24 protein-coding genes and 3 tRNA genes are annotated in these 23394 nt (G+C 65.6%); 13 read left to right on the forward strand and 14 right to left on the reverse strand.

From position 1 onward, the window contains the following. Positions 1-2: 2 nt before the first annotated feature. Entirely contained in the window at positions 3-986 is a 984-nt protein-coding gene (locus tag G6N38_RS12385) for an NAD(P)H-quinone oxidoreductase (protein WP_163747790.1), read from the reverse strand. A 63-nt stretch (positions 987-1049) separates the two neighbouring features. On the opposite strand from G6N38_RS12385, the gene G6N38_RS12390 reads away from it, so the two are divergent. The 3 genes from G6N38_RS12390 (at position 1050) to G6N38_RS12400 (ending at position 2409) form a co-directional block, all read left to right on the forward strand. Beyond that, positions 1050-1562 (forward strand): MarR family winged helix-turn-helix transcriptional regulator, encoded by a 513-nt coding sequence (locus tag G6N38_RS12390; protein ID WP_163747791.1) that lies wholly within the window; start codon positions 1050-1052, stop codon positions 1560-1562. Positions 1563-1580: 18 nt separating this feature from the next. Next, positions 1581-1667: transfer RNA gene (locus G6N38_RS12395), tRNA-Ser, on the forward strand. A gap of 421 nt (positions 1668-2088) precedes the next feature. Next, entirely contained in the window at positions 2089-2409 is a 321-nt protein-coding gene (locus G6N38_RS12400; RefSeq protein ID WP_163747792.1) for a hypothetical protein, read from the forward strand. 3 nt (positions 2410-2412) lie between these two features. On the opposite strand, the gene G6N38_RS12405 is transcribed toward G6N38_RS12400, so the two are convergent. From G6N38_RS12405 to cysK, 4 genes are all read right to left on the reverse strand, one after another. Then, positions 2413-3237 carry a crotonase/enoyl-CoA hydratase family protein gene (locus tag G6N38_RS12405; RefSeq protein WP_163747793.1) on the reverse strand — a complete coding sequence of 275 codons (825 nt, stop codon included), beginning with the start codon at positions 3235-3237 and terminating at the stop codon, positions 2413-2415. Positions 3238-3270: 33 nt separating this feature from the next. Next, the gene (locus tag G6N38_RS12410) at positions 3271-4728 is read right to left on the reverse strand and encodes an APC family permease (protein WP_163747794.1); all 1458 of its coding nucleotides are present in this window, start codon (positions 4726-4728) and stop codon (positions 3271-3273) included. Between the two features lie 92 nt (positions 4729-4820). After that, positions 4821-5405 carry a serine O-acetyltransferase EpsC gene (epsC, locus tag G6N38_RS12415; protein WP_163747795.1) on the reverse strand — a complete coding sequence of 195 codons (585 nt, stop codon included), beginning with the start codon at positions 5403-5405 and terminating at the stop codon, positions 4821-4823. 4 nt (positions 5406-5409) lie between these two features. Then, a complete protein-coding gene (gene cysK, locus G6N38_RS12420) occupies positions 5410-6345 on the reverse strand; it encodes a cysteine synthase A (RefSeq protein WP_163747796.1) in 936 nt (311 codons plus the stop codon). A gap of 69 nt (positions 6346-6414) precedes the next feature. Between cysK and G6N38_RS12425 the strand changes: the two genes are divergently transcribed. Continuing rightward, positions 6415-7005: a TIGR03086 family metal-binding protein gene (locus G6N38_RS12425; protein WP_163747797.1), complete on the forward strand. Its 591-nt coding sequence runs from the start codon at positions 6415-6417 to the stop codon at positions 7003-7005. Here G6N38_RS12425 and hisC read toward each other — a convergent pair. Beyond that, a complete protein-coding gene (gene hisC, locus G6N38_RS12430; protein WP_163747798.1) occupies positions 6992-8062 on the reverse strand; it encodes a histidinol-phosphate transaminase in 1071 nt (356 codons plus the stop codon). The two genes, G6N38_RS12425 and hisC, sit on opposite strands and share 14 nt — an antisense overlap. Before the next feature lie 152 nt (positions 8063-8214). On the opposite strand from hisC, the gene G6N38_RS12435 reads away from it, so the two are divergent. From G6N38_RS12435 to G6N38_RS12450, 4 genes are all read left to right on the forward strand, one after another. Further along, positions 8215-8303, forward strand: a tRNA-Ser gene (locus tag G6N38_RS12435). A gap of 41 nt (positions 8304-8344) precedes the next feature. After that, positions 8345-8417, forward strand: a tRNA-Arg gene (locus tag G6N38_RS12440). A 102-nt stretch (positions 8418-8519) separates the two neighbouring features. Then, positions 8520-9692, forward strand: coding sequence for a GGDEF domain-containing protein (locus tag G6N38_RS12445; RefSeq protein WP_246227887.1), 1173 nt, complete (start codon positions 8520-8522; stop codon positions 9690-9692). A 166-nt stretch (positions 9693-9858) separates the two neighbouring features. Then, positions 9859-10056 carry a three-helix bundle dimerization domain-containing protein gene (locus G6N38_RS12450; RefSeq protein WP_163747799.1) on the forward strand — a complete coding sequence of 66 codons (198 nt, stop codon included), beginning with the start codon at positions 9859-9861 and terminating at the stop codon, positions 10054-10056. Between the two features lie 9 nt (positions 10057-10065). On the opposite strand, the gene G6N38_RS12455 is transcribed toward G6N38_RS12450, so the two are convergent. From G6N38_RS12455 to G6N38_RS12490, 8 genes are all read right to left on the reverse strand, one after another. Further along, complete coding sequence (locus G6N38_RS12455; RefSeq protein WP_163747800.1) at positions 10066-10365, reverse strand: hypothetical protein; 300 nt, start codon at positions 10363-10365, stop codon at positions 10066-10068. 100 nt (positions 10366-10465) lie between these two features. After that, positions 10466-10735: a hypothetical protein gene (locus G6N38_RS12460; protein ID WP_163747801.1), complete on the reverse strand. Its 270-nt coding sequence runs from the start codon at positions 10733-10735 to the stop codon at positions 10466-10468. Positions 10736-10825: 90 nt separating this feature from the next. Beyond that, the gene (locus G6N38_RS12465; RefSeq protein WP_163747802.1) at positions 10826-11587 is read right to left on the reverse strand and encodes an SDR family NAD(P)-dependent oxidoreductase; all 762 of its coding nucleotides are present in this window, start codon (positions 11585-11587) and stop codon (positions 10826-10828) included. Then, complete coding sequence (locus tag G6N38_RS12470) at positions 11584-12762, reverse strand: acyl-CoA dehydrogenase family protein (protein WP_163747803.1); 1179 nt, start codon at positions 12760-12762, stop codon at positions 11584-11586. The genes G6N38_RS12465 and G6N38_RS12470 overlap by 4 nt, the downstream gene beginning before the upstream one ends. Beyond that, positions 12759-13757: a phosphotransferase family protein gene (locus G6N38_RS12475; protein WP_246228008.1), complete on the reverse strand. Its 999-nt coding sequence runs from the start codon at positions 13755-13757 to the stop codon at positions 12759-12761. The genes G6N38_RS12470 and G6N38_RS12475 overlap by 4 nt, the downstream gene beginning before the upstream one ends. A gap of 40 nt (positions 13758-13797) precedes the next feature. Then, complete coding sequence (locus tag G6N38_RS12480; RefSeq protein WP_163747805.1) at positions 13798-15114, reverse strand: threonine/serine exporter family protein; 1317 nt, start codon at positions 15112-15114, stop codon at positions 13798-13800. A gap of 7 nt (positions 15115-15121) precedes the next feature. After that, complete coding sequence (locus tag G6N38_RS12485; protein WP_163747806.1) at positions 15122-15514, reverse strand: DUF1622 domain-containing protein; 393 nt, start codon at positions 15512-15514, stop codon at positions 15122-15124. A 7-nt stretch (positions 15515-15521) separates the two neighbouring features. Beyond that, positions 15522-16004: a hypothetical protein gene (locus G6N38_RS12490; protein ID WP_163747807.1), complete on the reverse strand. Its 483-nt coding sequence runs from the start codon at positions 16002-16004 to the stop codon at positions 15522-15524. Between the two features lie 160 nt (positions 16005-16164). Here G6N38_RS12490 and G6N38_RS12495 point away from each other — a divergent pair, with 160 nt between their 5' ends. Genes G6N38_RS12495 through G6N38_RS12515 form a run of 5 tightly spaced genes read left to right on the forward strand, consistent with a single transcriptional unit; the run spans position 16165 to position 23332 of the window. Continuing rightward, positions 16165-16869 (forward strand): response regulator transcription factor, encoded by a 705-nt coding sequence (locus G6N38_RS12495; RefSeq protein ID WP_163751970.1) that lies wholly within the window; start codon positions 16165-16167, stop codon positions 16867-16869. After that, the gene (locus G6N38_RS12500) at positions 16847-18346 is read left to right on the forward strand and encodes a sensor histidine kinase (RefSeq protein ID WP_163747808.1); all 1500 of its coding nucleotides are present in this window, start codon (positions 16847-16849) and stop codon (positions 18344-18346) included. The genes G6N38_RS12495 and G6N38_RS12500 overlap by 23 nt, the downstream gene beginning before the upstream one ends. Continuing rightward, positions 18343-20139: a glycosyltransferase family 39 protein gene (locus tag G6N38_RS12505; RefSeq protein WP_163747809.1), complete on the forward strand. Its 1797-nt coding sequence runs from the start codon at positions 18343-18345 to the stop codon at positions 20137-20139. Before G6N38_RS12500 ends, G6N38_RS12505 begins: the two co-directional genes overlap by 4 nt. A 44-nt stretch (positions 20140-20183) precedes the next feature. Further along, on the forward strand, positions 20184-21425 hold the full coding sequence (locus G6N38_RS12510) for a bifunctional glycosyltransferase family 2/GtrA family protein (protein ID WP_163747810.1): 1242 nt from the start codon (positions 20184-20186) through the stop codon (positions 21423-21425). After that, a complete protein-coding gene (locus G6N38_RS12515) occupies positions 21425-23332 on the forward strand; it encodes an ArnT family glycosyltransferase (protein ID WP_163747811.1) in 1908 nt (635 codons plus the stop codon). The genes G6N38_RS12510 and G6N38_RS12515 overlap by 1 nt, the downstream gene beginning before the upstream one ends. Positions 23333-23394 lie beyond the last annotated feature (62 nt).

A 23394-nucleotide genomic window follows, 5' to 3' on the forward strand; every position in this document is an offset into this window, starting at 1 on the left:
GCTCAGCTTTCGATAGTCAGCAGAATCTTGCCGAACGTCTCCCCGGAGGCCAGCACTCGGTGCGCTTCGGCAGCATCGGTGATGGGGAAGCGCGCACCGATGATCGGGCGGACCCGACCGTCGCCGATCATCGGCCACACCGAGTCCACCACCGCATCGACGATGGCGCCCTTGCCATGGGTACCGTCGACGGGCCGGCCCCGCAACGACGTAGCGATCACGCTGAGTCGCTTGGAGACCATCTTGGCAATGTTCAGTTCGCCTTTGATCCCGCCCTGCATGCCGATGATCACGAGTCGACCGTCGGGCGCGAGCGCGTCGAGGTTCCGGTCGAGATAGGCTGCGCCCATGATGTCGAAGATGACGTCGGCGCCGCGACCATCTGTGGCATTATTAACGCGCGCGACGAAATCCTCGTCGCGGTAAGAGATTTGCGTGTTGGCGCCCAATTCGGCGCATAGCGCGAGCTTGGATTGCGAGCCTGCGGTCACCGCGACCCGGCTGCCCAGAGCCGTCGCCACCTGAATAGCGTGCGTGCCGATGCCGCTGGCGCCACCGTGGACGAGGAGCATCTCGCCGGGCGCCAGATGCGCGGTCATGACGAGGTTCGACCACACCGTGCAGGCGACCTCCGGCAGTGCGGCCGCCTCGGCCACGCTGACGCCGGCGGGAATGGGCATCACCTGGCGGGCCGGCACCGCGACGTACTGGGCGTAGCCGCCTCCGGCCAAAAGTGCGCAGACCTGTTGTCCAACAGTCCATTCCGATACTTCGTCGCCCACTGCCTCGATGACGCCGGCGACTTCCAAACCCAAGATCTCGCTTTCGCCTGGCGGGGGTGGGTAGTGCCCGGCTGCCTGCAACAGATCAGCACGGTTGACCCCTGCGGTGCCGACCTTGATCAACACCTCGCCGGGTCTGGGGGCAACATCGGGTACCTCGCGCCAGATCAGGCGGTCGGCGGATTCAGCGACGATGGCCAGCATCGGAACAGGTTACTCCCGAGCCATTTCGGCATCGTACCGCGCTGTGTCGCTTACGATTGCGCTATGGGAGGGACCATTGGGGGGCGGACCGCGAGTGAGATGCCGGGGTTGGATATAGCCGAGCAGCGAGCTTGGCAGAACTTCCTCGACGCAGCACTGCGGCTCTACGGAACGCTGAATCGCGGACTCGTCGACAAGCACAAGTTGAGCTTGGTCGACGTTCGCTTGTTAGAGATACTGGACAACTCCGAAACGGGCTCGGCACGGATGGGGGATCTGGCCGAGCAGCTCATGTCATTACCGAGCCGGGTGACCCGTCAGATCCGCCGGCTGGAGACGGCCGGGCTGGTCCATCGGGAGGCGAGTCCCGACGACGGGCGCGGAGTCTTGGCTGGGATCACTGACCGTGGGCGCGAGGTCGTCGAGGACGCGATGCTGACGTACGCGACGGGGGTTCGGGAGAATTTCCTGGGCCCGCTGTCACGTCCGCAGATGGCGGCGATGGGGGAGAGCTGCCGCCGGATCAGTGCCTCATTGAAGGACAGCGGCGACTCGGCCAAGGTCGGCCGCGTCTGAACCGCTACGCTTGTCGGCGGTGGCGTGGCAGAGCGGCCTAATGCACTCGCCTTGAAAGCGAGAGACGGCTAACACCGTCCGGGGGTTCAAATCCCTCCGCCACCGCTTTTCGCGCGCTGCCGGGTATCCAGCGAACGTCCATTCGCCGCCCCGCTGCTTCCAGCGCGGCGACCGCGCGCCGGTAAGTGCTGGGTGCCCCAGAAGATGAGATTGGTTTTGTGCCAAGGTAATTGGAGCGTGCGCGCGGCCTCCAAGGCCGCCACATGGTAGCGCTTGAAAAGTCCCCGGGGCGGCTTCGAAGCCCGCATCGGGCAGCGCCCGCAGTGGGGCCCGTCGGCAGTCGTACATGGATGCTGTCACCACGATCACTGACTGCGAGCTACCTGTGGGGCTGGCTCCGGACTTCTGTGGATCAGCTTGGGATACGTGCTATTTGGTGCCGATCGGGCATACAAAGGAATGAAGGCGTTCGAATGGTTGCTTGGCGGCTCATGTGAGTGGCCAAGCTATCTGACGTTACGCAAAAATGTCCCGAAAGGTGCTGGTCAACATGTCCTCCCCCAAGAAGCTTCGGAAAAGCTTGGCTTTGGATAAGAGGTTGCTGGGTACCGTTGTGGGTGGTGGCGCGATCGCCGTTCTCGGCCTGTTTGGTCTGACCCACCCCGCCCCGGTCTCGGTAACCGGAAACGTCACCGCCGACTCCGGCGACGAGACGAAGTTCCCGCCCTACTCCTCGCCGGCCGTCGCCGGTATGAACATGGGTGCGACCACGACGACGCAGCCCACCGATGAACCAACCGCCTTGGCGACCACCAAGGCAGTTCCGGCCATCAAAGCCGGCAAATAGCAGCTATTCGCCGGTGAATTCCGGCTTCCGCTTGCCAAACATTGCCGAGATACCCTCGGACAGGTCCTTGGACGGCAGGAACGCCGAGTTCCACGCCGCCACGTACCGCAGGCTGGCCGCCACATCGGCGGTGCGCTGCTCGTCGAGGACGTCCTTGATGCCGTGGGTGACCAGCGGTGAGTTGGCGGCGATCTCTGCGGCCGTCTCGTGCGCGGCGGCCAGCGTGGCCTCGGCGTCCGGGTAGACGTCGTTGACCAGTCCGATCTTCTCGGCGCGCGCGGCGTCGATGTCCTTGCCGGTCAATGCCAATTCGCGCAGGTGTCCGTCGGACAGGATGTAAGGCAACCGGGCCAGGCTGCCGACGTCGGCGACGATCGATAGCTTGACCTCGCGCACCGAGAACTTCGCGTCGGCGCTGGCGTAGCGGATGTCGACCGCGCTGATCAGGTCGACGCCACCGCCGATGCACCAGCCATGGATCGCGGCGATGGTGGGGGTGCGGCAATCGGCCACCGCGGTGATCGACTGCTGCATGCGCTTGAGCTTGGTGTGGAAGTCCTTGCGTGGGCGCGCCGACACCTCCGTGGTCATGGCGCCGCCGATGGTGTCGCCCATGGCGACCAGATCCAGGCCGTAGCTGAAGTTGCGGCCCGACCCGGTCAGCACGATCGCCCGGACATCGGGATCGGCGTCGAGGTCGGCGAAGACCACCGGCATCTCGGCCCAGAATTGCGGGCCCATCGCATTGCCCTTCCCCGGGCCGATCAGCGTGACCTGGGCGACGTGGTCCTTGACCTCGACAGTGAGGGATTCATACGGCTCGCTCATGACCATGAAGGCTACGGCGCGCCGCCGCCTGCGTCACTCGAGGGTCACGTGGGGGCGCCGGGCCGCGATACCGGCACCGAGCGCGAAGAACGCGACCAACAGCGCAACCACCCCGATGGCGATCGGTGTCGAGTTGCCGACCAGGCCGGGCAGGTTCTGCAGGATCAGCACGAAGGAGATCACCAGGCCAACCAGCCCCAGAGCGGGCGCGATGAATGCCCGCCAGGTCGACACCTCCAGCTGGCCGGCGCGCTTGCGGCGGGTGAAGAAGGCCAGCACGGCGACGGTGGTCGCGATCAGCAGGCTGGTGACGCCAACCGTGGAGATGCCGGCCAGCCAGGTGTAGAACTGCGTCACCGGGTCGAGCTGGAACAGGATTGCGACGCCGATGGCCACCGCCACGACGATCGCGTCCACCCCGGAGGCGATGTGCGGGGAACCGTGGGTGGCGTGCGCCTCGCCGAACTGACCCGGGAACACCCTGCGGTTGGACAGCGTGAACACGTAGCGCGCGACGATGTTGTGGAACGACAGGATGCAGGCGAACAGGCTGGTGACAAACAGCACCTGGACGATGTGCAGTCCGACCGTGCCGAGGTATTGCTCGGTGGCGTTGGGTAACAGGGTGGACGGGTCGGCCTGTGCCTGCTCGACCGCCTTGCTGTCACCGACTGCGGAGATGAGCGCCCACGTCGAGACGGTGTAGAACACCCCGATCAGGATGACGGCCAGATATGTGGCCTTGGGGATGGTGCGCAGCGGGTCGCGCGCCTCGTCACGGAACACCGCGGTGGCCTCGAAGCCGATGAAGCTCAGGATTGCGAAGAGAAGTGCGATACCCGGTGCGCCCGAGAGGATTTCGGACGGGGTCACGATTCCGGTGGACAGACCTTCCTGGCCGCCACTAAAGACGACGGCGGCATCGAGCGCGAGCACGATTGCCACTTCACCGATCAGCAGGACGCCGAGAACGTTGCGGGACAGGTCGATGTTGAAGTGGCCCAGGGCTGTCACGATCGCGAAGGCAACGAAAGCCCAAATGCCCCAATGGATACTCGGAAGGCCATAGGAGGCAAACAGCGCCTGAGCGCCCTGACCGATCAGTCCGTAGACGGCGACCTCCAGCGTCAGGTAGGAGATCAGCGCGACGAACGCGAAGCCGAAGCCGGTCACTCGGCCCAAGCCCTTACCGATGTAGGAGTAGAAGGCACCCGCGTCTGGGACGTAAGGCGTCAGTGCGGTGAAACCGACCGCGAACAGCAGGATGATCAATGTGCTGACGACGAAGATGGCGGGAAATCCGATCCCGTTGCCGCTGGCGATGCCCAGGGGAACCGGGCCACCCATGACCCCCAGTGGCGATGCGGCAGCCACGACCACGAAGACGATGCCCCAGACACCAAGCGTCCCCCGAAGCTTGCGGTGTGGGCGGCCATCGGCCGTCGCCGCAGCAGCCGGAGCGCTGCTGGATTCCTCAATTTGGTTAGACATGATGCCCTTTCGACGGGTTCGCGCCTGCAGACGCTAATCCCGGCGAGGGTTCGATCAGACCCTTCGGATCAGCCGGATTCGAGGGTGCCGGCTCAGATGTACATGGCGGGATCGACATAGGTCGTCGGATCCACAAGCTGTTCGCGCTGCTTCGCGGTGCGGCGACGTACGACGGCGGGGATGCCGGTTGCGATCGAATCCGCAGGCACGTCGTGCGTGACGACGGCGTTGGCGCCGACGGCCGAATCGTCACCAATAGTCAAGGGGCCCAGTACCTTGGCGCCGGCGCCGACGACTACGCGATTTCCGAGGGTGGGATGGCGCTTCCCGTGCTCCAGGGAGCGGCCGCCGAGGGTGACACCGTGGTACAGCATCACGTCGTCGCCGATCTCGGCGGTCTCGCCGATCACCACGCCCATCCCGTGGTCGATGAAGAATCGACGGCCGATGGTGGCGCCGGGGTGAATTTCGATACCGGTGCAGAAGCGGGTCAGTTGCGACAGCACGCGCGCCGGGCCGCGCAGTGAAGGCCTGAGCCACAGCCGGTGCGCCAGCCGATAAGCCCAGATCGCGTGGAGGCCGGAGTAGACCAAGGCGTTCTCAAGGTCGCCGCGCGCAGCTGGGTCATGACCGCGCGCGTTGATCAGGTCTTCGCGAACTGTCGACAGCAGCCCCATGAATTCAGTCCCGGATGTGTTCGTAGAGCACGGTAGAGATGTAGCGCTCGCCATAATCACAGACCACCGCAACGATGAGTTTGCCGGCGTTTTCCGGACGCTTAGCGAGTTCCAGTGCAGCCCAGACGATCGCGCCTGACGAGATCCCGCCCAGAATGCCTTCCTGGGTCCCCAGATCCCTGGCAACCCGAATGGAGTCGTCGAGTTCGACATCGATGATCTCGTCGTAGACATCGCGATCGAGCACCTCGGGAACGAAGTTGGCCCCGATTCCCTGAATCTTGTGTGGCCCGGCGGTGCCCTCCGTAAGTAGCGGGGAATCCTTGGGTTCGACTCCGACGATCTGTACGCCGGGTTTGCGCGCCTTCAGCACGTGCCCCACCCCGGTGAGGGTTCCGCCGGTGCCGATACCAGCGACGAAGATGTCGACCTTGCCCTCGGTGTCCGCCCAGATCTCTTCGGCCGTGGTCTTTTCGTGGATCGCCGGATTCGCGGGGTTCGCGAACTGGTTTGCCGAGACGGCATTGTCGCTTTCGGCGATGATCTGCTTAGCCCGATCCACCGCGCCCGCCATACCCTCCGAGCCAGGGGTCAGCACGATCTCGGCACCGTAGGCGCGCAGCATCACCCGGCGCTCCGTGGACATCGTCTCCGGCATCGTGAGGATCACCTTGTAGCCGCGAGCCGCACCGACCATCGCCAGCGCTATGCCGGTGTTGCCACTGGTGGCCTCGACGATCGTGCCACCGGGCTTCAGCTCACCGGACGCTTCGACCGCGTCGATGATCGCCGCGCCGATCCGGTCCTTGACGCTGTTGGCCGGGTTGTAGAACTCGAGCTTCACCGCGACTTCGGCGTCGAGGCCCTCGGTCAAGCGGTTGAGCCGGACCAGCGGTGTACGGCCGACCAGCTCGGTGACGTTGTCATAGATCTTGCCCATGCTGCGCGTCCCTTCTCGGTCTACTCCAACGAACACTATTCTGTCGGCGCACAGTCGTACGGTTGGGGCATGGCTCACGAACTCTCCCCAGGACCGGACGCGCCGCCTGTCGACGAATTAGCCAGTGCCGAGGCGACGCTGCAGGTTCTTCAACAAGTAGTCCACGGTATTGCTTCCGATGATTTGAAAAAGCAGACCCCGTGCCGTGAGTTCGACATTGCGGGGCTGACCGATCACCTGCTGAACTCGATCACGGTGTTGGGCGGGGCGGCCGGTGCGGAACTGCCGGAGCGCAACCGCGACGACTCTGTCGAACGGCAGATCGTCGGCGCCGCCCGTCCGGCGCTGGACGCCTGGCACCGCCGCGGGCTGGACGGCACGGTTCCGTTCGGCGACAACGAGGCCCCCGCCCAATTGATGGTCGCCATTCTGTCGCTCGAATTCCTGGTTCACGCTTGGGATTACGCATCAGCGATTGACCAGCCGATCGACGCTCCGGACTCGCTGACCGAGTACGTGACAGCACTGGCCCAGCGGATCATCACCCCGGAGGGGAGGGTCAGGGCCGGGTTCGACGACCCGGTCGACGTCGCCGCGCACGCTTCCAAGCTGGACCGGCTCGTCGCCTACACCGGCCGGGTGCCCGTCAGCGGGGCGTGATCCACGTCTTGGCGAACGCCAGGAAGGTGTCGTTCTCCTCCGGCGCGCCGATGGTCACCCGCACGCCATCGGTGCCGTAGGGGCGGACCAGCACGCGGGCGTCGGCGGCCTGCTCGACGAAGTCGGGCGTCTGCTCGGGCGACAGGGGCAGCCAGACGAAGTTGGCCTGCGACGGCGGGAAGGTGTAACCCAGCTCGCTCAGCGCGGCGCAGACCCGGCGCCGTTCCTCGACGACAGCGTCGGTACGCGCCAGTAGTTCGTCGGCGGCGTGTACCGAGGCGATCGCTGCAGCCTGCGACACGGTGGTTGCCGTGAACGGCACGTAGACCTTGCCCAGGGCGGTGATGATGTCGGGATCGCCGACGGCGTAGCCGATGCGCAGGCCAGCCAGGCCGTATGCCTTGGAAAAAGTGCGCAGCACAACGACATTAGGGTAGCTGCGGGCCAGGCCCAAGCTGTCGGGGAGCATGCCGTCGCGGATGTACTCGACGTAGGCCTCGTCGATGACGATGAGGATGTCCGACGGCACGGCGGCGACGAAGCGGGCTAGCTCGTCGGGGTCGACGACGGTGGAGGTCGGGTTGTTCGGGTTGCAGACGAAGATCAGCCGGGTGCGGTCGGTGATCGCGGCCAGCATGGCGTCCAGGTCGAAGGTGTAGTCGCGCAGCGGCACCTGAACCGCGGTGGCGCCGGCGACCCGCACCTGCAGGGGATAGATCTCGAAGCTGCGCCAACCGAAGATCACCTCGTCGCCGACCGATGAGGTGATTTGGATGAGCTGTTGACACAGGCTGACCGACCCGCAGCCCACGGCGATGTGCTCGGGGGCGAAAGCTTGATGCTTGCTCAGGTGCTTGGCGAGGTGCTCTTTGAGCTCCACGTAGCCGTTGTCGGGGTAGCGGTTGATGGTCTCGGCGGCCGTGGCGATGGCAGCGCGGACGCTGGGAAGCGGCCCGTGCACGGTCTCGTTGCTGGCCAGCTTGATGGCACCCAGCACGGTCTTACCCGGGGTATAGGCCGGTAGATCGGCCAGTTCGGGGCGCAGGCGGGCGGTCACTCGGTCAAGTCTAGGGGCCTGCCGAATTCGTTCCCGGGCCGCTCCGCTCCTGCCCGAAGGAAGCTGCTTTGCCACGAGCCGTGGACGCTGTGTACTCTCATCCATCGGCGGTTCGGGGCATCAACCAGGCTCCGGTACGCTCAGGTAGTTCAGGAGGCGTGCCAGAGCGGCCGAATGGGACTCACTGCTAATGAGTTGTCCCCCTTAAAGGGGACCGGAGGTTCAAATCCTCTCGCCTCCGCCGCGGCTGATTCGTCAGCCACGAACAATTGAAGATGTACGGCGCCCGTAGCTCAACGGATAGAGCATCTGACTACGGATCAGAAGGTTAGGGGTTCGAATCCCTTCGGGCGCACTCACAGTGTTCACCGCTATCGTGGAGCGGTTATTCTCGTTCGAAACTAATTTCTGCGCCGTTTAGTCGGGGTGCTGGACGGGTGGCCCGACAACGGGTCGCGTGCAGGAAACTGCTAACGGGGGCACCGCCTTGCCGGCATATTCGCGACGTTTCGCCGTCTTCGGCCCCCACCTCCGTAACTGGTGGAGCGGGCCGGTCGACTACGCCGCGCAGGTGCATTACTTCACCCAGCGGGAAATCTCGGCACCGATCAAATTGCTCATCGGCGTCGGTACCGCGATCAACGGGGTGATCTCGCTGCTAGTCCTGCTTCCCTCAGCGCATACCCCCGCCGCGCGAGGCGTTGTCGCCATGTTCGCCGTGCTACAGCTCTTCTGGGGGTGGGTGTGGTGCTATCGACCGTGGCCGTCGCGGCGGACATCGCTCGCCTTCGTCATCTCCGCTGACATCGGGATAGCAGCGGTCGCAGTGTTGGATGCAAGCTGGCTATTGGGATTGTTCGGGTTCAACGCCTTCGCGATGATCTCGGTTTACCTGATGTTCTTCGACGGTCCGAAAACGCTTGTTGTGCATGCCCTGTGGATACTTCTCGCGACTGCGGCCTTCGCCGTGCACGCCAGTATCCTCAACAACTTCGACGAAGTCGCCTTCACGGCGAAGACACTCGCGTCGGTGGCACCGGTTGTCGCGACTCCCCTGGGAATTCAACTCGGGATCTGGGCCCTGCGCAACGAAGCGAACGCCTCGGTCATCGACCCACTGACCGGCGTGCTCAACCGGCGCGGCCTCCACCTGCACATCGGAGATCTGTGGCGTGACGTCACACCGACGGATGCCGAAGTCGCCGTCATGGTGATCGACCTGGACCGCTTCAAACACATCAACGACACCTTCGGCCATACGGTCGGTGACGAGGTCCTGATTCGCAGTGCTCGACGGATCACTCGGGTGGTGAGCAGCAGCGCATTGGTGGCCCGGACCGGCGGTGAGGAATTCGTGGTCGTCGATCTTGCCGGACCCGGCCAGGCAAAGCGGAGCGCAGACCGCATCCGGAATGCGATCGCCGCGCCGAGCGACCATGCGATCACCGCGAGTGTCGGTGTCACCAGCGTCGTCATTGCGCATTTCACCGCTGCCGGAACCGATCCAGTGCCATTGCTCGAGACAATCGTCGAACGAGCCGACTATGCGATGTTCGACGCAAAACGCAACGGCGGTAACGCAACAATCCACATATCGCCTGTCGACGAAGGTGAATCCGCTAAGCCCTGAGCAACAACCCGATTCTCGGGGAACGGTACTGGCACCAGCTGTCTGGGGAATGGCCATGCCCTGTGCCCGCCCACTACCTCAGCGATCCGGCACCGTGACGAACTTCCGGTTGACGAGGCTGGTCGGATGGCTCAGAGTTAATGAAGTGGGAACCGTAAGTGAAGTTATGTTGATCGAGCAGCTGGTGGACCGCTTGGCGGCGGCCTACTCCGACCTGCCTCGTGACGACGTAGCTCGCGTGGTGGCCAACGCGCACGATCATTTCCAGCACAGCGCGATTCGCGAGTTCATCCCATTACTGGTCGAGCGCCGCGCTCGCGCTGAGCTCTCGCGCAGCGAATCGTTGCTGGTCTGGTCGTCGTAACCGACCGGGTTAGACAGCCCCGGCGTTCTCGCCCTCATTGGTGTACTCGGGGGCGTTCGGCTGGGGAGCATTACCCGTGCCGCCAGCGTCCTGGCCCTCTTTCCAATACAGGTCGTCGGTCGGCAGTGGCGCGGGACCGGTGCCACCGGCGTTCTCGTTGGCGTCCCAGTAGTACGGGTCGGTGGTATCCGGCCACAACAGGCCGCTGCCTGAGTCGTCGGCAGAGGCCGTCGCAGCGGCAGAGAGCGTGATCGCGGTCATCGCCAGGGCGGCGAGCCCCGCCGAGGCCAGTTTTGCGCGCACCATCACGAACGGATCTCCTCCTCGTAGGACATCAACAGTCGCCGACGTCGGCCAGCGGCAGAAGAATTGTGCCGCACTTTTACGGCGAGGGAAACCTGACGTCCGGTCAGGAACGCAAGCTGACGTCGTGCAGTGCGGCCAGCGGAGCCAAATCCAGCTCCTCGGAGTGTGCCGGGCGAAGGCGTCGCGCGATGAATCGGACCGAGTAGACCTGAACTGCTCCAATCAAAATGAGGGGCCACAGCGCGCCAGCCGCCGCCGACCAGAAGCCGCGGGCAATGTCACCGGGCGGGTCAACGGACTGAAAGTGTGGGCTGACCAACCAGGCAGCGACGGCTACGAGCAACGCTGCCGCCAGGTACAGGTCGATCCACATGACACGAGAGTCCCAGAAACTTCTTAAAAAGAGATGGTGCAAGTGTGTGAAGGTGCTGAGAGGGATCGAATGGATGTGTGACCGTTATCACTACGTGATGGTCAGGCCCCCGTCGACGACAATTGTCTGCCCCGTCACATAACCCGCCGCCCGAGACGCCAGCCATATTGCGGTAGCGGCCAATTCGGCCGGATCGCCTAGTCTGCCCAGCACGATCCGTGGCAGCTGCTGTTCCAAATAGCCGGGCTGGTAATCGTCGGTCATCTCGCTCCTGAAGAAGCCCGGCGCCAGCGCATTGACGCGAATTCCCTTGCGGGAACCCCACTGTTGAGCTAAATCGCGGGTCAGCCCCATCACCCCGGCTTTGGAAGCGCTGTATGCGGCCTGTGGCAGACCGCCGGTGGTGATGCCAAGAATGCTGGCAATATTGATGATTGAGCTTCCGGGCTGCATCACCCGCCCGCAGGACTGCGCCATCCAGTACGACCCGTTGAGGTTGACGTCGATGACCTTACGGAACTCTTCGGGGGTTTCGCGGGTCGCCGGTACGGCGGTGCCCACCCCGGCGTTGTTGATCAGCACGTCGACTCGGCCGAATTCACTGATCGCGGCATCGACCAGCTGCTGGCATTGCTCGGGGTCGGCGACGTCGGTCTTTCGGGTGTGCACCTTGCGGCCGGCTTGTTCGACGAGGGCCGCGGTGTTCGCGAGTTGCTCCACCCGCCGGGCGCCGAGCACCAGATTCGCGCCCGCCTCGGCGAAGGCCTGCGCGAATGACACCCCCAGGCCCGAGGATGCGCCGGTGACGATCACGACCTTGCCGTCGAGGCGGAATGAATCGAGCACACTCATGATGGGTTCCTCAGGACCTGGCGGGCGATCGCATACTTGTGCACCTCGGTCGGGCCGTCGTAAATGCGGAACGCGCGCATATCGGAAAAGATCATGCCGACCGGTGTTTCGTCAGAAATGCCCATACCGCCGAGGATTTGCACACAGCGGTCGGCCACCTTGAACAGTTCCTCGGACACGTAGGCCTTGACCATCGAACTCTCGTGGCGGCCCTTGGCGCCGGTGTCCAACGCCCAGCAGGCCCACCAGATAGCGAGCCGGCACTGTTGCAGCGCAATCTCGTTGTCGGCCAACATGAAGCCCACGCCCTGATGCTCGCCGAGCGGCTTACCGAATCCGGTCCGGGTGCGGGCATGTTCGATCGCGATCGAATGGGCTCGTGACGCCGCACCCAGCCACCGCATGCAGTGCGTCAACCGTGCTGGGGTAAGCCGCAATTGGGCGTACCGCAACGCCTGGCCAACCTCGCCCAACACCGCCGACGCCGGCAGGCGCAGGTTGTTGAAACCGATCACGCCGTGGCCCTCGACGTAGTTGCGATCCATCGTGTCCATCACACGCTCGAGCTCGATACCCGGTGTCTGTCCATCGCACAGGAACAGCGTCGGGCCGTCGGCGCCATGGGAATTCGGCGCCACCCGCGCCATGATTATCCAGGTCCGCGCCTTGTTGGCTCCGGTGATCAGCCACTTGCGTCCGTTGATCACGTAGTCGGTCCCGTCGAAAACCGCTTCGGTGGCAAGCTGATTCGGGTCGGATCCGGCTCCGCCGGGTTCTGTCATCGCGAACACCGACCGCTGCCTGCCGTCAATCACCGGAACCAGGAACTTCTCGGCCTGCTCCTCGGTGGCGATCTTGGACAGCACGAACATGTTGCCCTCGTCGGGGGCCGCGCAGTTCAGCGCGACCGGCCCGAGGGTTGACCAGCCGGCGGCCTCGAACAGCACGGCCTGCTCGCGGTGCGACGGCTCACGACCGCCGAATCGGTGCGGCGCCTGAAAGGTCAGCAGGCCGGCGTCCCGGGCCAGTCCGACGAGTTCGGTGCGCAGCTCCTCGTCGGGACCGTGCCGAGTGACGCGTGGATCCCGTTCGTAGGGAATGATTTTGTCGACGACGAACGCGCGTATCTCGTCGCGTTGCGCCGCCAGGTCGCTGGGAATCTCGAAATCGATCATCGTTGCCCCTCCATCAGTGCCAAAGCTCGTTCAAACAAGCGCACCGTCGCGATATGCAGGCGATCGCCAATCTCCTTGGGCGCCAGACCCGCAGCGGCTCGTGCGTTCGATCCCTCCAGGATGATGCCGAGTTTGAAACAGGCCATCACCGTGTACCAGTCGATGTTGGACAGGTCGCGGGTGGTGTTCTGCGCATAGCGCTCGATCAGTTCGTCCGGGGTGGCCAGACCACCGGCATCCATCAGGACGTTGGTCAACACCGAGTCGCGGCCGGGCGTGAACCAGGTGGCCAGCATCCAGCCGAGGTCCAGCAGGGGATCGCCGATGGTGCACATCTCCCAGTCGACGATGGCCACCACCTCGGGACCGGTCGGCGAGAACATGACGTTGGCGGCGTGGTAGTCGCCGTGCATGATGCCCGGCTGCCACTCGGCGGGCTGGTTCTGTTGCAACCAGGTGGCGACGGCATCGACGTCGCCGATATCGGGACCTGAATAGTTGTCCAACCCGCTGTAGGACTCTAGCTCGGAAAGCCACCGCGGCACTTGGCGTTCCAGGAATCCCTCTGGCTTGCCGAAGTCAGCCAGGCCGACCGCGACATGGTCGACGGCGCCGAGCTTGGCCACCGACTCGGCCATCGACAGGCCCATCTCGTGGCGGATAACAGAGTCGCCGGCATGCAGCGCGGGCAGTGCGGCACCGGCGTTGAAGCCATCGACCGGTTCCATCAGATAGAAGACCGCGTCGCCGAGTACCGCAGTGTCCTCGCATACCGCGATCAGCCGAGGGTGCGGGACGTCTGTGCCGGCCAGCGCGTGCAGCACGCGGGTCTCCCGCAGGATCACCTTGTTGCTCACCGGTCGCAGGTGGCGGGGCCCCCGGCGGAATACGTACTCACGGCCCGATCGGGTAAAGCGAAGCATGACGTTCTGGGTGCCACCGGCGATCTCGGAGGCGTTTTCCAGTGGGCCGTCGCCCAGGCCCTGCTCCGACATCCACGCGCTCACTGCGCTCAGGTCGTCCACCCCGGTGAACCTACCGTACGGTTGGTTGAGCCAATCCCTTCGGCCACGGCAACCGGCTGTCGATAGTGCGGAACACGCTCCAGCCGACCACCGTGCCCAGCGCGATCGACAGGATCGCTGCACCGGTGACCCCGAGGCTGGCCACACCGACGTTGCCGCCGGTGGCGGCCTGGGTCACCGACTCGAAGCTCAGGGCACCAGGGACCAGCGCCCAGAATGCCGCGAGCATCATCACGATCGCCGGGGGAGACGTCTTGATCCGCGCGGCCAGCATCGCGAACGGAACTGTCAGGAATGCGCCGATGAAGCCGGAATACGCTGCGGCCACGAACTTTCCGGCGATCGCCTGCCCAACCAGCGCGACAGCGATCGCGGCGGCCAGCCAGAACAATGAGCCGCGGGGCGCGGACAGATAGACGTAGAGCCCGACTGCCACCACGAGGATCGCCACGTATAACGACCAGGGACCCATCTGCGCTGAGGCCGCCTGTGGTTTGACCTCTCCGGCAACGTGCACACCCAGCGCCACCCCGAACACCAGCAGCGCCAGCTGGGCGATGCCGTAAACCAGCCGACTGGTGCCCCCGATCAGCTGATTGCTGGCCAACTCCATCGCGCCGATGGTCAATGCCATCCCGGGCAGCATCGCCACGAGTGCGGGCGCGATCACCCGCAGCAGCCCGTCGTTGGCGGTGTCGGCGACGAACCAGGTGGCCAGGATGGTGACGAGCGTCGCCGCCAAGGTGGGCAGTACCGGACTGAGCGATGGAAACGGTCGGCCCAGTTGGGCGACCGCCCCGACGACCAGGCCGAGGAACAGGTATCCCGGCAGCGATGCCCACGTGGGGTTGATGACCATGCCGAAACCGATTGTCGTAACGGCATATCCGATGGTCGTCGCGACCGGACCGAAACGCGGACGCAGGTTGCGCGCCTGGTTGATCGCCCCGATCGCGTCGGCGGGGGTGATCGCCCCGACGGAGGCCAGGGTCGCGATGTCGTCAATGCGGCCGGCCATGTCCAGCTGCAGTGAGTACGTCGTCGAGGTGTCCACCTCGTAGCCGACGGTGCCCACCTGAATCATCAGGACGGTCGGTAGCACGACGATCCGCACCGGTTGGGTGGTGTACTGCGCGGCGATCGCCAGTAGCCGCGCGTATACCAGCTGAGTCGGCTGCTCGACCTCGAGCAGAGCGATGCCGATCTCTCGCAACATCGCGGCGACCTCAGGCTGGTCGTGGGAGTCCGGTGGACTCAGCGCCTCCGGTGGTGTCTTACGGATCTTGTCGAGGATCCGTGCCCGCCGGGCCCGCCGTTTTTCGTCCATACCAGCATCATTGCGGATGCGTGGCGGTCTCAGGTGTCGGTTCGGCGGGGTCGGGCGTGGCTTGCGGCTGTCGGTTTTTCTGCCACGGCCAATACCCCGTGATCTCCAGCTCCAGCGAGAAACTGAGGAACGTGCGGATTAACACGATCCCCGCCAGCACGGCCACACTTCGTGCGTCGGGTGTGACGGCTACCGTGCGGATGATGTCGGCGGCCACCAGCAGTTCCAGGCCGAGCAGGATCGAGCGGCCAAGCTGCTGGCGAAACGCCCGGTAGGCATCGCCGGTGCGTAGTCGCCGGAGGATGCCCGCCGCTGAGAGCAACGCGCCGATCGCGATCACAGCGACGCCGACTGCGTCGATCGCCTTGCCGACCGTCTCGATGATCTCGAAGAAGTTCACCGACAGATTATCGGGCCGGCATCACCGCAGTCGCCGTTGCCGCGCCGCCGCCCTGCTGGGTCGCCCGTACCGACACCTGTTCACCGGTCTGCAGTGGCTGCGGCGGTTTGCGGGTGTCGGTGTTGATCACATAGGTCTGGCTGAAGCCGTCCTGGCTGCGGACGGTGACGGAGGTGTCGGAAGCCGCGGTGACGTCGCCTGTCTGAGTCAGCTCGGTGCTGAATCCGCCCTCGTCGTCGGAGACGACGTTCTGACCGTGCAGGGTCCGCTGAAAGCCACCGGGGCTACCGGGACCGCCTGGGCCGCCCCAGCCGGGCGGGCCGCCCGCGTTCCCTTGGCCTTCGCTACCGCCGGTAGCGGCGTAGACCACCACGCCACCAACCGCAGCCAGTGCTGCGGCGATACCGACGGCAGCCACCGTCGTTCGGGTTGACCAGGTCTTCGGGCGCTCAGTGGGAGTACCCCACACCGGTTGCTGTTCAGCACTCATGTCACCACCGTGGGGAGCTAACCTGGGCGCTCGCTGTGTGTGCGATCAGCGCGCCATGTGCGCAGGGTTTCATAGCGGACACATAGGTATGCCATAGGAATGCCTCATCGGCGTTCCCATACTGGAGAGCATGACCTCTTCAGCGGCTGAGCGTGTGGTGATGCGGCGAGCCGACGGAAACCCGATCACAGTTCTTGTGGTCGACGACGAGACCGTGCTCGCCGAGATGGTGTCGATGGCCCTGCGGTACGAGGGCTGGAACATCGCCACCGCCGCCGATGGTGCGTCGGCGATCGCGGCTGCGCGCGGGTCACGCCCGGACGCGGTGGTGCTCGACATCATGCTGCCCGATATGAGCGGGCTGGACGTGCTGCGCAAGCTGCGTGAGCAGAACCCGCAGCTGCCGGTGCTCCTGCTGACCGCAAAGGATGCGATCGAGGACCGTATCGCCGGCCTGACCGCTGGCGGTGACGACTATGTCACCAAGCCGTTCTCCATCGAGGAGGTCGTGCTGCGGCTTCGGGCCCTGTTGCGCCGCACGGGTGTCACCACCGAGGACAGCGGCGCTCAGATTGTCGTCGGTGATCTAGTGCTCGATGAGGACAGCCACGAGGTGACTCGCGCCGGCGAACCGGTCGCGCTGACCTCGACCGAATTCGAGCTGCTCCGGTTCCTCATGCGCAATCCCAAGCGGGTGTTGTCGAAAGCTCAAATCCTGGACCGGGTTTGGAGCTACGACTTCGGCGGTCGCTCCAATATCGTCGAGCTCTACATCTCCTACCTGCGCAAGAAAATCGACAGCGGGCGCGAACCGATGATCCACACCTTGCGCGGCGCGGGCTATGTTCTCAAGCCTGCGAGCTAGCACCTGGTCGCTGAGTGCGCGGTTGCTCGTCGGTCAGGTCTGCCTGCTGGCGGCGGTCTGCGTCGGTATCGGCGCCGTGACGGTGCTTGCCCTGCACCAATACCTGATCGGCGAGGTCGACAACCAGCTTCGCGAGACCGCGCACCGGTCGGCCATCATGTACGGCGAACCCCTGCCTCCGCTGCCGCCGTCGATGCGGGACAACCGGCCGCCGTGGCCGCAGCCGGGGCCCGGCCCACAGTTCCTGGACGCGCCCGGCCAACCGATCGGAATGGTCGCCGCCGTCATCACCAACGGATCCGCGGCTGAGGCGGGAGTGCTCGGCCCGGGCGGCGTGCGTGCGGCGGTACCGCCCGGCGCGCTCACGCAACTGGTGCAGAACGACGGACTGCGCCACCCCGTCACTCGCAATCTTGACAATTTGGGTGCCTATCGGGTGATCGCGGTGCGCAGTCGGTTGACCGGCGAGACGCTGGTGATCGGGCTGAGCATGGGCAACGTCAACGCAACGCTGTGGCGGGTGGCGCTGATCTTCGGGGTGGTGACGGCAGTCGCAATGGCGGTGGCCACGACCGTGGGCATCTGGATCAACCGCCGCGCGCTGGCGCCGCTGACCCGGGTCGTGGCGACCGCGGGCGAGGTGGCGAATCTTCCGCTCGACCGCGGTGAAGTGCAGTTGCCGGTTCGGGTTTCCGAACCCGACGCGAATCCCTATACCGAGGTGGGCCGGCTGGGCCTGGCGCTGAACCGAATGCTCGACCACATCTCGACTGCACTGTCGACGCGGCAGGCCAGTGAGAGCCGGGTGCGCCAGTTCGTCGCCGACGCCAGCCACGAACTGCGCACCCCGCTGGCCGCGATCCGCGGTTACACCGAACTGGCGCAGCGGAAACGCGACCAGGTGCCCGACGACGTCGCGCATGCGATGGGCCGGGTGGAGTCCGAAGCCGTCCGAATGACGCAACTCGTTGAAGACCTGTTGCTGCTGGCGCGGTTGGATTCTGGCCGCCCGCTGGAACGTGAACCGGTCGACCTGTCGCGGCTGTCGGCCGACGTCACCAGCGACGCTCACGTCGCCGGGCCGGATCACCAGTGGAACCTGGATGTGCCAACGGATCCGCTCTACGTCACCGGTGACGATGCCCGGTTGCACCAGGTGGTGGCCAACCTGCTGGCCAACGCTCGCACTCACACTCCGCCCGGGACATCGGTGACGCTGTCGCTGCATGCTGAGCCGGACGAGGCGGTACTGCGGGTGTCCGATGACGGTCCGGGCATTCCGGCCGAGTTGCAGTCGGAGGTGTTCGAGCGCTTCGCCCGCGGCGATACGTCGCGATCCCGCAAGGGCGGGTCCACCGGACTGGGTCTGGCGATCGCGTCGGCGGTGGTGCGGGCGCATAGCGGCAGCATCGAACTGCGCAGCGTGCCTGGCTGGACCGAATTCACAGTGCGGTTACCGCGGGCTGTCGAATCGTGATCCGCGCCCGACATCACGGCGGGCTGGCGGTTCTACTGCTCGCGACGGCCGTGCTCTACGTGTGGGACCTCGGTGCCAGTGGCTGGGCCAACCCGTTCTATTCCGCTGCCGCCCAAGCTGGTTCGGAGAGCTGGACGGCCTGGTTGTTCGGGTCCAGCGACGCTGCCAACGCCATCACCGTCGACAAGACCCCCGCGGCGCTGTGGGTGACGGGGTTGTCGGCGCGGCTGTTCGGTGTCAATCCATGGAGCATCCTGCTGCCGCAGGCGCTGGCCGGGGTGGCTGCGGTGGCGGTGTTGTACGTCGCGGTGCGACGGGTCAGCGGGCCGTGGGCGGGCTTGTTCGCCGGTGCGGTTCTGGCATTGACTCCGGCGGCGGCGCTGATGTTCCGGTTCAACAATCCCGATGCACTACTGGTGCTTTCGCTCGTTGTCGCCGCCTACTTCACGCAGCGCGCGCTGGACCGCAACGCGGCTTGGTGGTGGCTGCCGCTGGCCGGTGCCGCGGTTGGAGTCGGCTTCTTGGCCAAGATGCTCCAGGCGTTCTTGGTGCTGCCCGCCCTTGCCGTCGTGTTCCTGTTCGCCGCCGACGTACCCATCAGGAGCCGATTGGTACGGCTCGCCGCCGCGGTCGGCGCCTTGGTCGTGTCGGCCGGCTGGTATCTGCTCTTGGTCGCGCTGTGGCCGGCCGATGCGCGGCCCTACATCGGCGGTTCGCAGCACAACTCAATTCTGGAATTGGCGCTGGGCTACAACGGTCTGGGTCGGCTCACCGGCGAGGAGACCGGGGGGCTGGGCAACCTCAATCATGACGCCGGCTGGACGCGGCTGTTCGGCCCTGAAATGGGCACGTATATCGCGTGGCTGGTACCCGCCGCGGTCTTTGCGATCATCGCCGGCCTGGTGATCACCCGGCGGGCACCGCGCACCGACCTCACCCGTGCGGCGCTGCTGCTGTGGGGCGGGTGGCTGGTCGTCACCGCGGTGGTGTTCAGTTTCGCCAACGGCATCCTGCATGCGTACTACTCCGTTGCACTGGCCCCCGCAGTCGGCGCCGGTCTGGCGATCGGCACGACTCTGCTGTGGCGGCGTCGCGGTGATGTCCGGGCTGCCACCACGCTTTCCGGGATCGTCGTGATCACCGCGGTTCTGGCCTATATTCTGCTGCAACGGAATTCGCAGTGGCTGCCTTGGCTTCGAGTATCTGTTGTGGTCATCGCGATAGCCAGCTCGCTCCTTCTGTTGGTGGTGGGGCGTCTGCCCCGGCGGGTGGGCACTGCGGTGGGCGTGCTGGCCCTCGTCGCCGCGCTGGCCGGGCCGGTCGCCTTCTCACTGGCCACCGTCGCCGCACCGCACAGTGGCGCCATCCCGTCCGTCGGCCCCTCGGGGGGGAGCGGCGGACCGCCGGGCGGATTGTTCGACGCGCCCAAGCCCGGCATCGAGCTGACGGCGGCGTTGCGCCGAGACGCCGACGAATACACCTGGGTTGCTGCCGCCGTCGGATCGAGTAACGCTGCCGGATATCAGCTGGCCACGGGCTTGCCGGTGATGGCTGTCGGCGGCTTCAACGGCACCGACCCCGCCCCTACCCTCGAGCAGTTCCAGTCCTATGTCGCGCAGCGGCGTATCCACTGGTTCGTGGAGAGCGGCATGCCTGGATTCGGGTTCGGTAACCGCTCTGGCAGCGACGCCGCCGAGCAGATCCAACGCTGGGTCAGCGCGAATTTCACCCCTCGCGAGGTAGACGGCGTGACCGTCTACGACCTGTCGCAAGGATTCACAGCGGCCACATAGCAAACACAAATTCCCCGCCCACCGCCACCGTAGACGATCTAAATATGACCATCACCGACGTCCGCGTGGCACGCCGACGCAACGCAGCCCTGATCGCTTCCGACCGCGGCGTGCCCGTGCTCGACGTCGTGGTGCCGGTCTACAACGAGGAGGTCGCGCTGGCCGACTCGATTCACCGGCTGTACCGCCACCTGAGCGAGGACTTTCCGTTCTCGTTCCGGATCACCATCGCCGACAACGCCAGCATCGACGCCACCCCAGCGGTCGCCGCCAAGCTGGCCGACGAACTGCCCGAGGTGCGCTCGGTGCGCCTCGAGCAGAAGGGCCGGGGGCGGGCGCTGCACGCGGTGTGGTCGACCTCGGATGCGCCGGTGCTGGCCTACATGGACGTCGACCTGTCGACCGACCTGGCGGCGCTGTCACCGCTGGTGGCCCCGCTGGTGTCCGGGCATTCCGACCTCGCGATCGGCACTCGGTTGGGCCGCGGTTCCCGGGTCGTGCGTGGGGCGAAGCGGGAGATCATCTCGCGTTGCTACAACCTGATCCTGCGCTCGACGTTGTCCGCGAAGTTCAGCGATGCCCAGTGCGGATTCAAGGCGATCCGCGCCGACGTCGCTGCCGAGCTGCTGCCCCACGTCGAGGACACCGGCTGGTTCTTCGACACCGAGCTGCTGGTGCTGGCCGAACGCAGCGGCCTGCGGATCCACGAGGTTCCCGTTGACTGGGTCGACGATCCGGATAGCCGGGTGGACATCGTGGCCACCGCAGTCGCCGACTTGAAGGGAATCGCTCGTTTGCTCAAAGGTTTCGGTACCGGCCAGATCCCGGTCCAGGCGATCGGCGCCCAGTTCGGCAATCAGGCCGGGGCACCGAAGTCGCTGCTGAATCAGGGCGTGCGATTCGCGGCTATCGGCATCGCATCCACCCTGGCCTATCTGGTGCTGTTCCTGCTGTTGCGTCCGATCGGACCGCAGGGCGCGAACCTGGTCGCCCTGCTGGTGACCGCGATCGCCAACACCGCGGCCAACCGGCGGTTCACCTTCGGGGTCCGTGGCCGTGCCGGCGTCGCGCGGCATCAGTTCGAGGGGTTCGTCGTCTTCGGTATCGGACTTGCCCTGACCAGCGGTGCACTGGCTCTGTTGCACCTGCTTGGCGAGCCGCACCGCGTCATCGAACTGCTGGTGCTGATCGCGGCCAACTTGATGGCCACCGTCGTCCGCTTCGTGCTGCTGCGCGGCTGGGTGTTCCACCCCCGTCGCACCGGCCAGACTGTTGGAGCCAAGTAATGACTGTGCTCGTTGAACACGCAGAAACGCCGGTATCGGCGCAGCCGCAGGAGGCGCCAGAGTCTGCGCGGCCGCGATGGGTGCGGCCGGCGCTGTTCGCACTGCTCGCCGTGACCGCGGCGCTCTACCTGTGGGGTTTGAGTGCCGCCGGGTGGGCCAACGATTACTACGCGGCCGCTGTGCAGGCCGGCACGCAGAGCTGGAAAGCGCTGCTGTTCGGTTCGATCGACGCCGGCAACGCGATCACGGTGGACAAGCCGCCCGCCGCGTTGTGGGTGATGGCGCTGTCCGGACGGCTCTTCGGGTTCGGCACACTGTCGATGCTGGTGCCCGAAGCCTTGATGGGTGTGGCCTCCGTGGCGCTGGTATACGGCGCGGTGCGCCGTGTCAGCGGTTACGGGGCAGGCCTGCTGGCCGGCGCGGCGCTGGCGCTGACTCCGGTGGCGGCGTTGATGTTTCGCTTCAACAACCCGGACGCACTGCTGGTGCTGCTCATGGTGGTCGCCGGCTACTGCGTGATCCGTGCGCTGGACGGCAAGGCCACCACCCGCTGGATCGCCCTGGCCGGTGTCGCAATCGGATTCGCGTTCCTGGCCAAACTCCTGCAGGCCCTGCTGGTCACGCCCGCACTTGCCCTGGTGGTGCTGGTCGCCATTCCGGGAAGCGTGTGGCAGCGGCTGCGTGACCTCGCGGTCGGCCTGGTTGCGATCGTGGTCTCGGCCGGCTGGTACCTGGCCTTGGTGAGTTTGTGGCCCAGCGACTCTCGGCCCTACATCGGCGGCTCCACCAATAACAGCCTGTTGCAGCTGACTCTTGGCTACAACGGCCTGGGCCGGGTGTTCGGCGGCGACGGCAACCCGGGCGGCAGTTCCGGCGGGGGCCCCAGCGAGGGCCCCGGCCCGGGTGGCGGGATGTTTGGCGGGTCGACTGGCATCACCCGGATGTTCGACGCCTCGATGGGCACTGAGATCTCTTGGCTGCTGCCCGCCGCCTTGATCGGGCTGGTGGCAGGACTGTGGTTCACCCGGCGGGCGCCACGCACCGACCACACCCGCGCGGCGCTGCTGCTGTGGGGAGGCTGGTTGCTGGTCACCGCGGTGGTGCTCAGCTTCATGAAGGGGATCATGCACCCCTACTACACGATTGCCCTGGCACCGGCGATCGCCGCGGTGATCGCCATCAGCGTTCGAGAACTGTGGCGTGGCAAGCAGTTTGTGGCGTCTCGGATAGTGCTGGCGGCCATGCTCATGGGCACCGGCGTGTGGAACTTCATCCTGCTCGATCGCACTCCCGAGTGGCTGCCCTGGCTGCGATGGGCGGTGCTGGCCGGCTCGATCGTGGTCGCCGCGGTGTTGCTGGCCGGCGGACATCGCCTCGGTCGTTGGACGGTTGTGCTGGCCGCGGCGGGTCTGCTCATCGGTCTCGGCGCTAGCGCTGCCTACACGGTGGAGACCGTGGCGACCAGCCACAGCGGCTCGATTCCGACCTCGGGCCCGCCCCGCTCCGATAGCGGTATGGGCTTCGGCGGCCCCGGTGGCCCTGGTGGACAACGGGCATCCGATAATGCCGAACTCAAGACGATGCTCACCCAGGCCGATAATCGTTGGGCCGCAGCGACTATCGGGTCCATGAGTGCGAGCCCGCTGGAGTTGAGTACTGGCGCCTCGGTCATGTCGATCGGTGGCTTCGGTGGTGGCGACAACTCGCCGACACTGGAGCAATTCCAGTCCTACGTGGCCGCGGGACAGGTCCACTACTTCATCGTGAGCGACGGCCCCGGTGGCGGCCACCATGGGCCCGGCGGCGACTCGGGTGCGGGCACTCAGATCACCAAGTGGGTGCAACAGCACTTCACCGCAACCGATGTGGGCGGCACCGAGGTATACGACCTGACTGTTCCGAACTGACCTGTCCAATTCCCTCCCAAGAAGGCCCGTGCTTCGTACCATCTGGTGTATCAGCTGGCGGG

It is taken from the genome of Mycolicibacterium helvum, from assembly GCF_010731895.1.
Taxonomy (GTDB): Bacteria; Actinomycetota; Actinomycetes; order Mycobacteriales; family Mycobacteriaceae; genus Mycobacterium; species Mycobacterium helvum.

Coding starts and splice junctions, on each gene's coding strand:
- G6N38_RS12475 (WP_246228008.1), bottom strand. CDS start 13,757: ATGTCGGAGCAGGGCCTGGGCGACGGCCCACTGGAAAACGCCTCCGAG.
- G6N38_RS12495 (WP_163751970.1), top strand. CDS start 16,165: ATGCGGCGAGCCGACGGAAACCCGATCACAGTTCTTGTGGTCGACGAC.
- epsC (WP_163747795.1), bottom strand. CDS start 5,405: ATGGGGCTGCTGTCGACAGTTCGCGAAGACCTGATCAACGCGCGCGGT.
- G6N38_RS12385 (WP_163747790.1), bottom strand. CDS start 986: ATGCTGGCCATCGTCGCTGAATCCGCCGACCGCCTGATCTGGCGCGAG.
- G6N38_RS12500 (WP_163747808.1), top strand. CDS start 16,847: ATGTTCTCAAGCCTGCGAGCTAGCACCTGGTCGCTGAGTGCGCGGTTG.
- G6N38_RS12425 (WP_163747797.1), top strand. CDS start 6,415: ATGGCTCACGAACTCTCCCCAGGACCGGACGCGCCGCCTGTCGACGAA.
- G6N38_RS12465 (WP_163747802.1), bottom strand. CDS start 11,587: ATGAGTGTGCTCGATTCATTCCGCCTCGACGGCAAGGTCGTGATCGTC.
- G6N38_RS12470 (WP_163747803.1), bottom strand. CDS start 12,762: ATGATCGATTTCGAGATTCCCAGCGACCTGGCGGCGCAACGCGACGAG.
- G6N38_RS12515 (WP_163747811.1), top strand. CDS start 21,425: ATGACTGTGCTCGTTGAACACGCAGAAACGCCGGTATCGGCGCAGCCG.
- G6N38_RS12390 (WP_163747791.1), top strand. CDS start 1,050: ATGGGAGGGACCATTGGGGGGCGGACCGCGAGTGAGATGCCGGGGTTG.
- G6N38_RS12405 (WP_163747793.1), bottom strand. CDS start 3,237: ATGAGCGAGCCGTATGAATCCCTCACTGTCGAGGTCAAGGACCACGTC.
- G6N38_RS12510 (WP_163747810.1), top strand. CDS start 20,184: ATGACCATCACCGACGTCCGCGTGGCACGCCGACGCAACGCAGCCCTG.
- G6N38_RS12410 (WP_163747794.1), bottom strand. CDS start 4,728: ATGTCTAACCAAATTGAGGAATCCAGCAGCGCTCCGGCTGCTGCGGCG.
- G6N38_RS12450 (WP_163747799.1), top strand. CDS start 9,859: ATGTTGATCGAGCAGCTGGTGGACCGCTTGGCGGCGGCCTACTCCGAC.
- cysK (WP_163747796.1), bottom strand. CDS start 6,345: ATGGGCAAGATCTATGACAACGTCACCGAGCTGGTCGGCCGTACACCG.
- G6N38_RS12480 (WP_163747805.1), bottom strand. CDS start 15,114: ATGGACGAAAAACGGCGGGCCCGGCGGGCACGGATCCTCGACAAGATC.
- G6N38_RS12400 (WP_163747792.1), top strand. CDS start 2,089: ATGTCCCGAAAGGTGCTGGTCAACATGTCCTCCCCCAAGAAGCTTCGG.
- G6N38_RS12490 (WP_163747807.1), bottom strand. CDS start 16,004: ATGAGTGCTGAACAGCAACCGGTGTGGGGTACTCCCACTGAGCGCCCG.
- G6N38_RS12460 (WP_163747801.1), bottom strand. CDS start 10,735: ATGTGGATCGACCTGTACCTGGCGGCAGCGTTGCTCGTAGCCGTCGCT.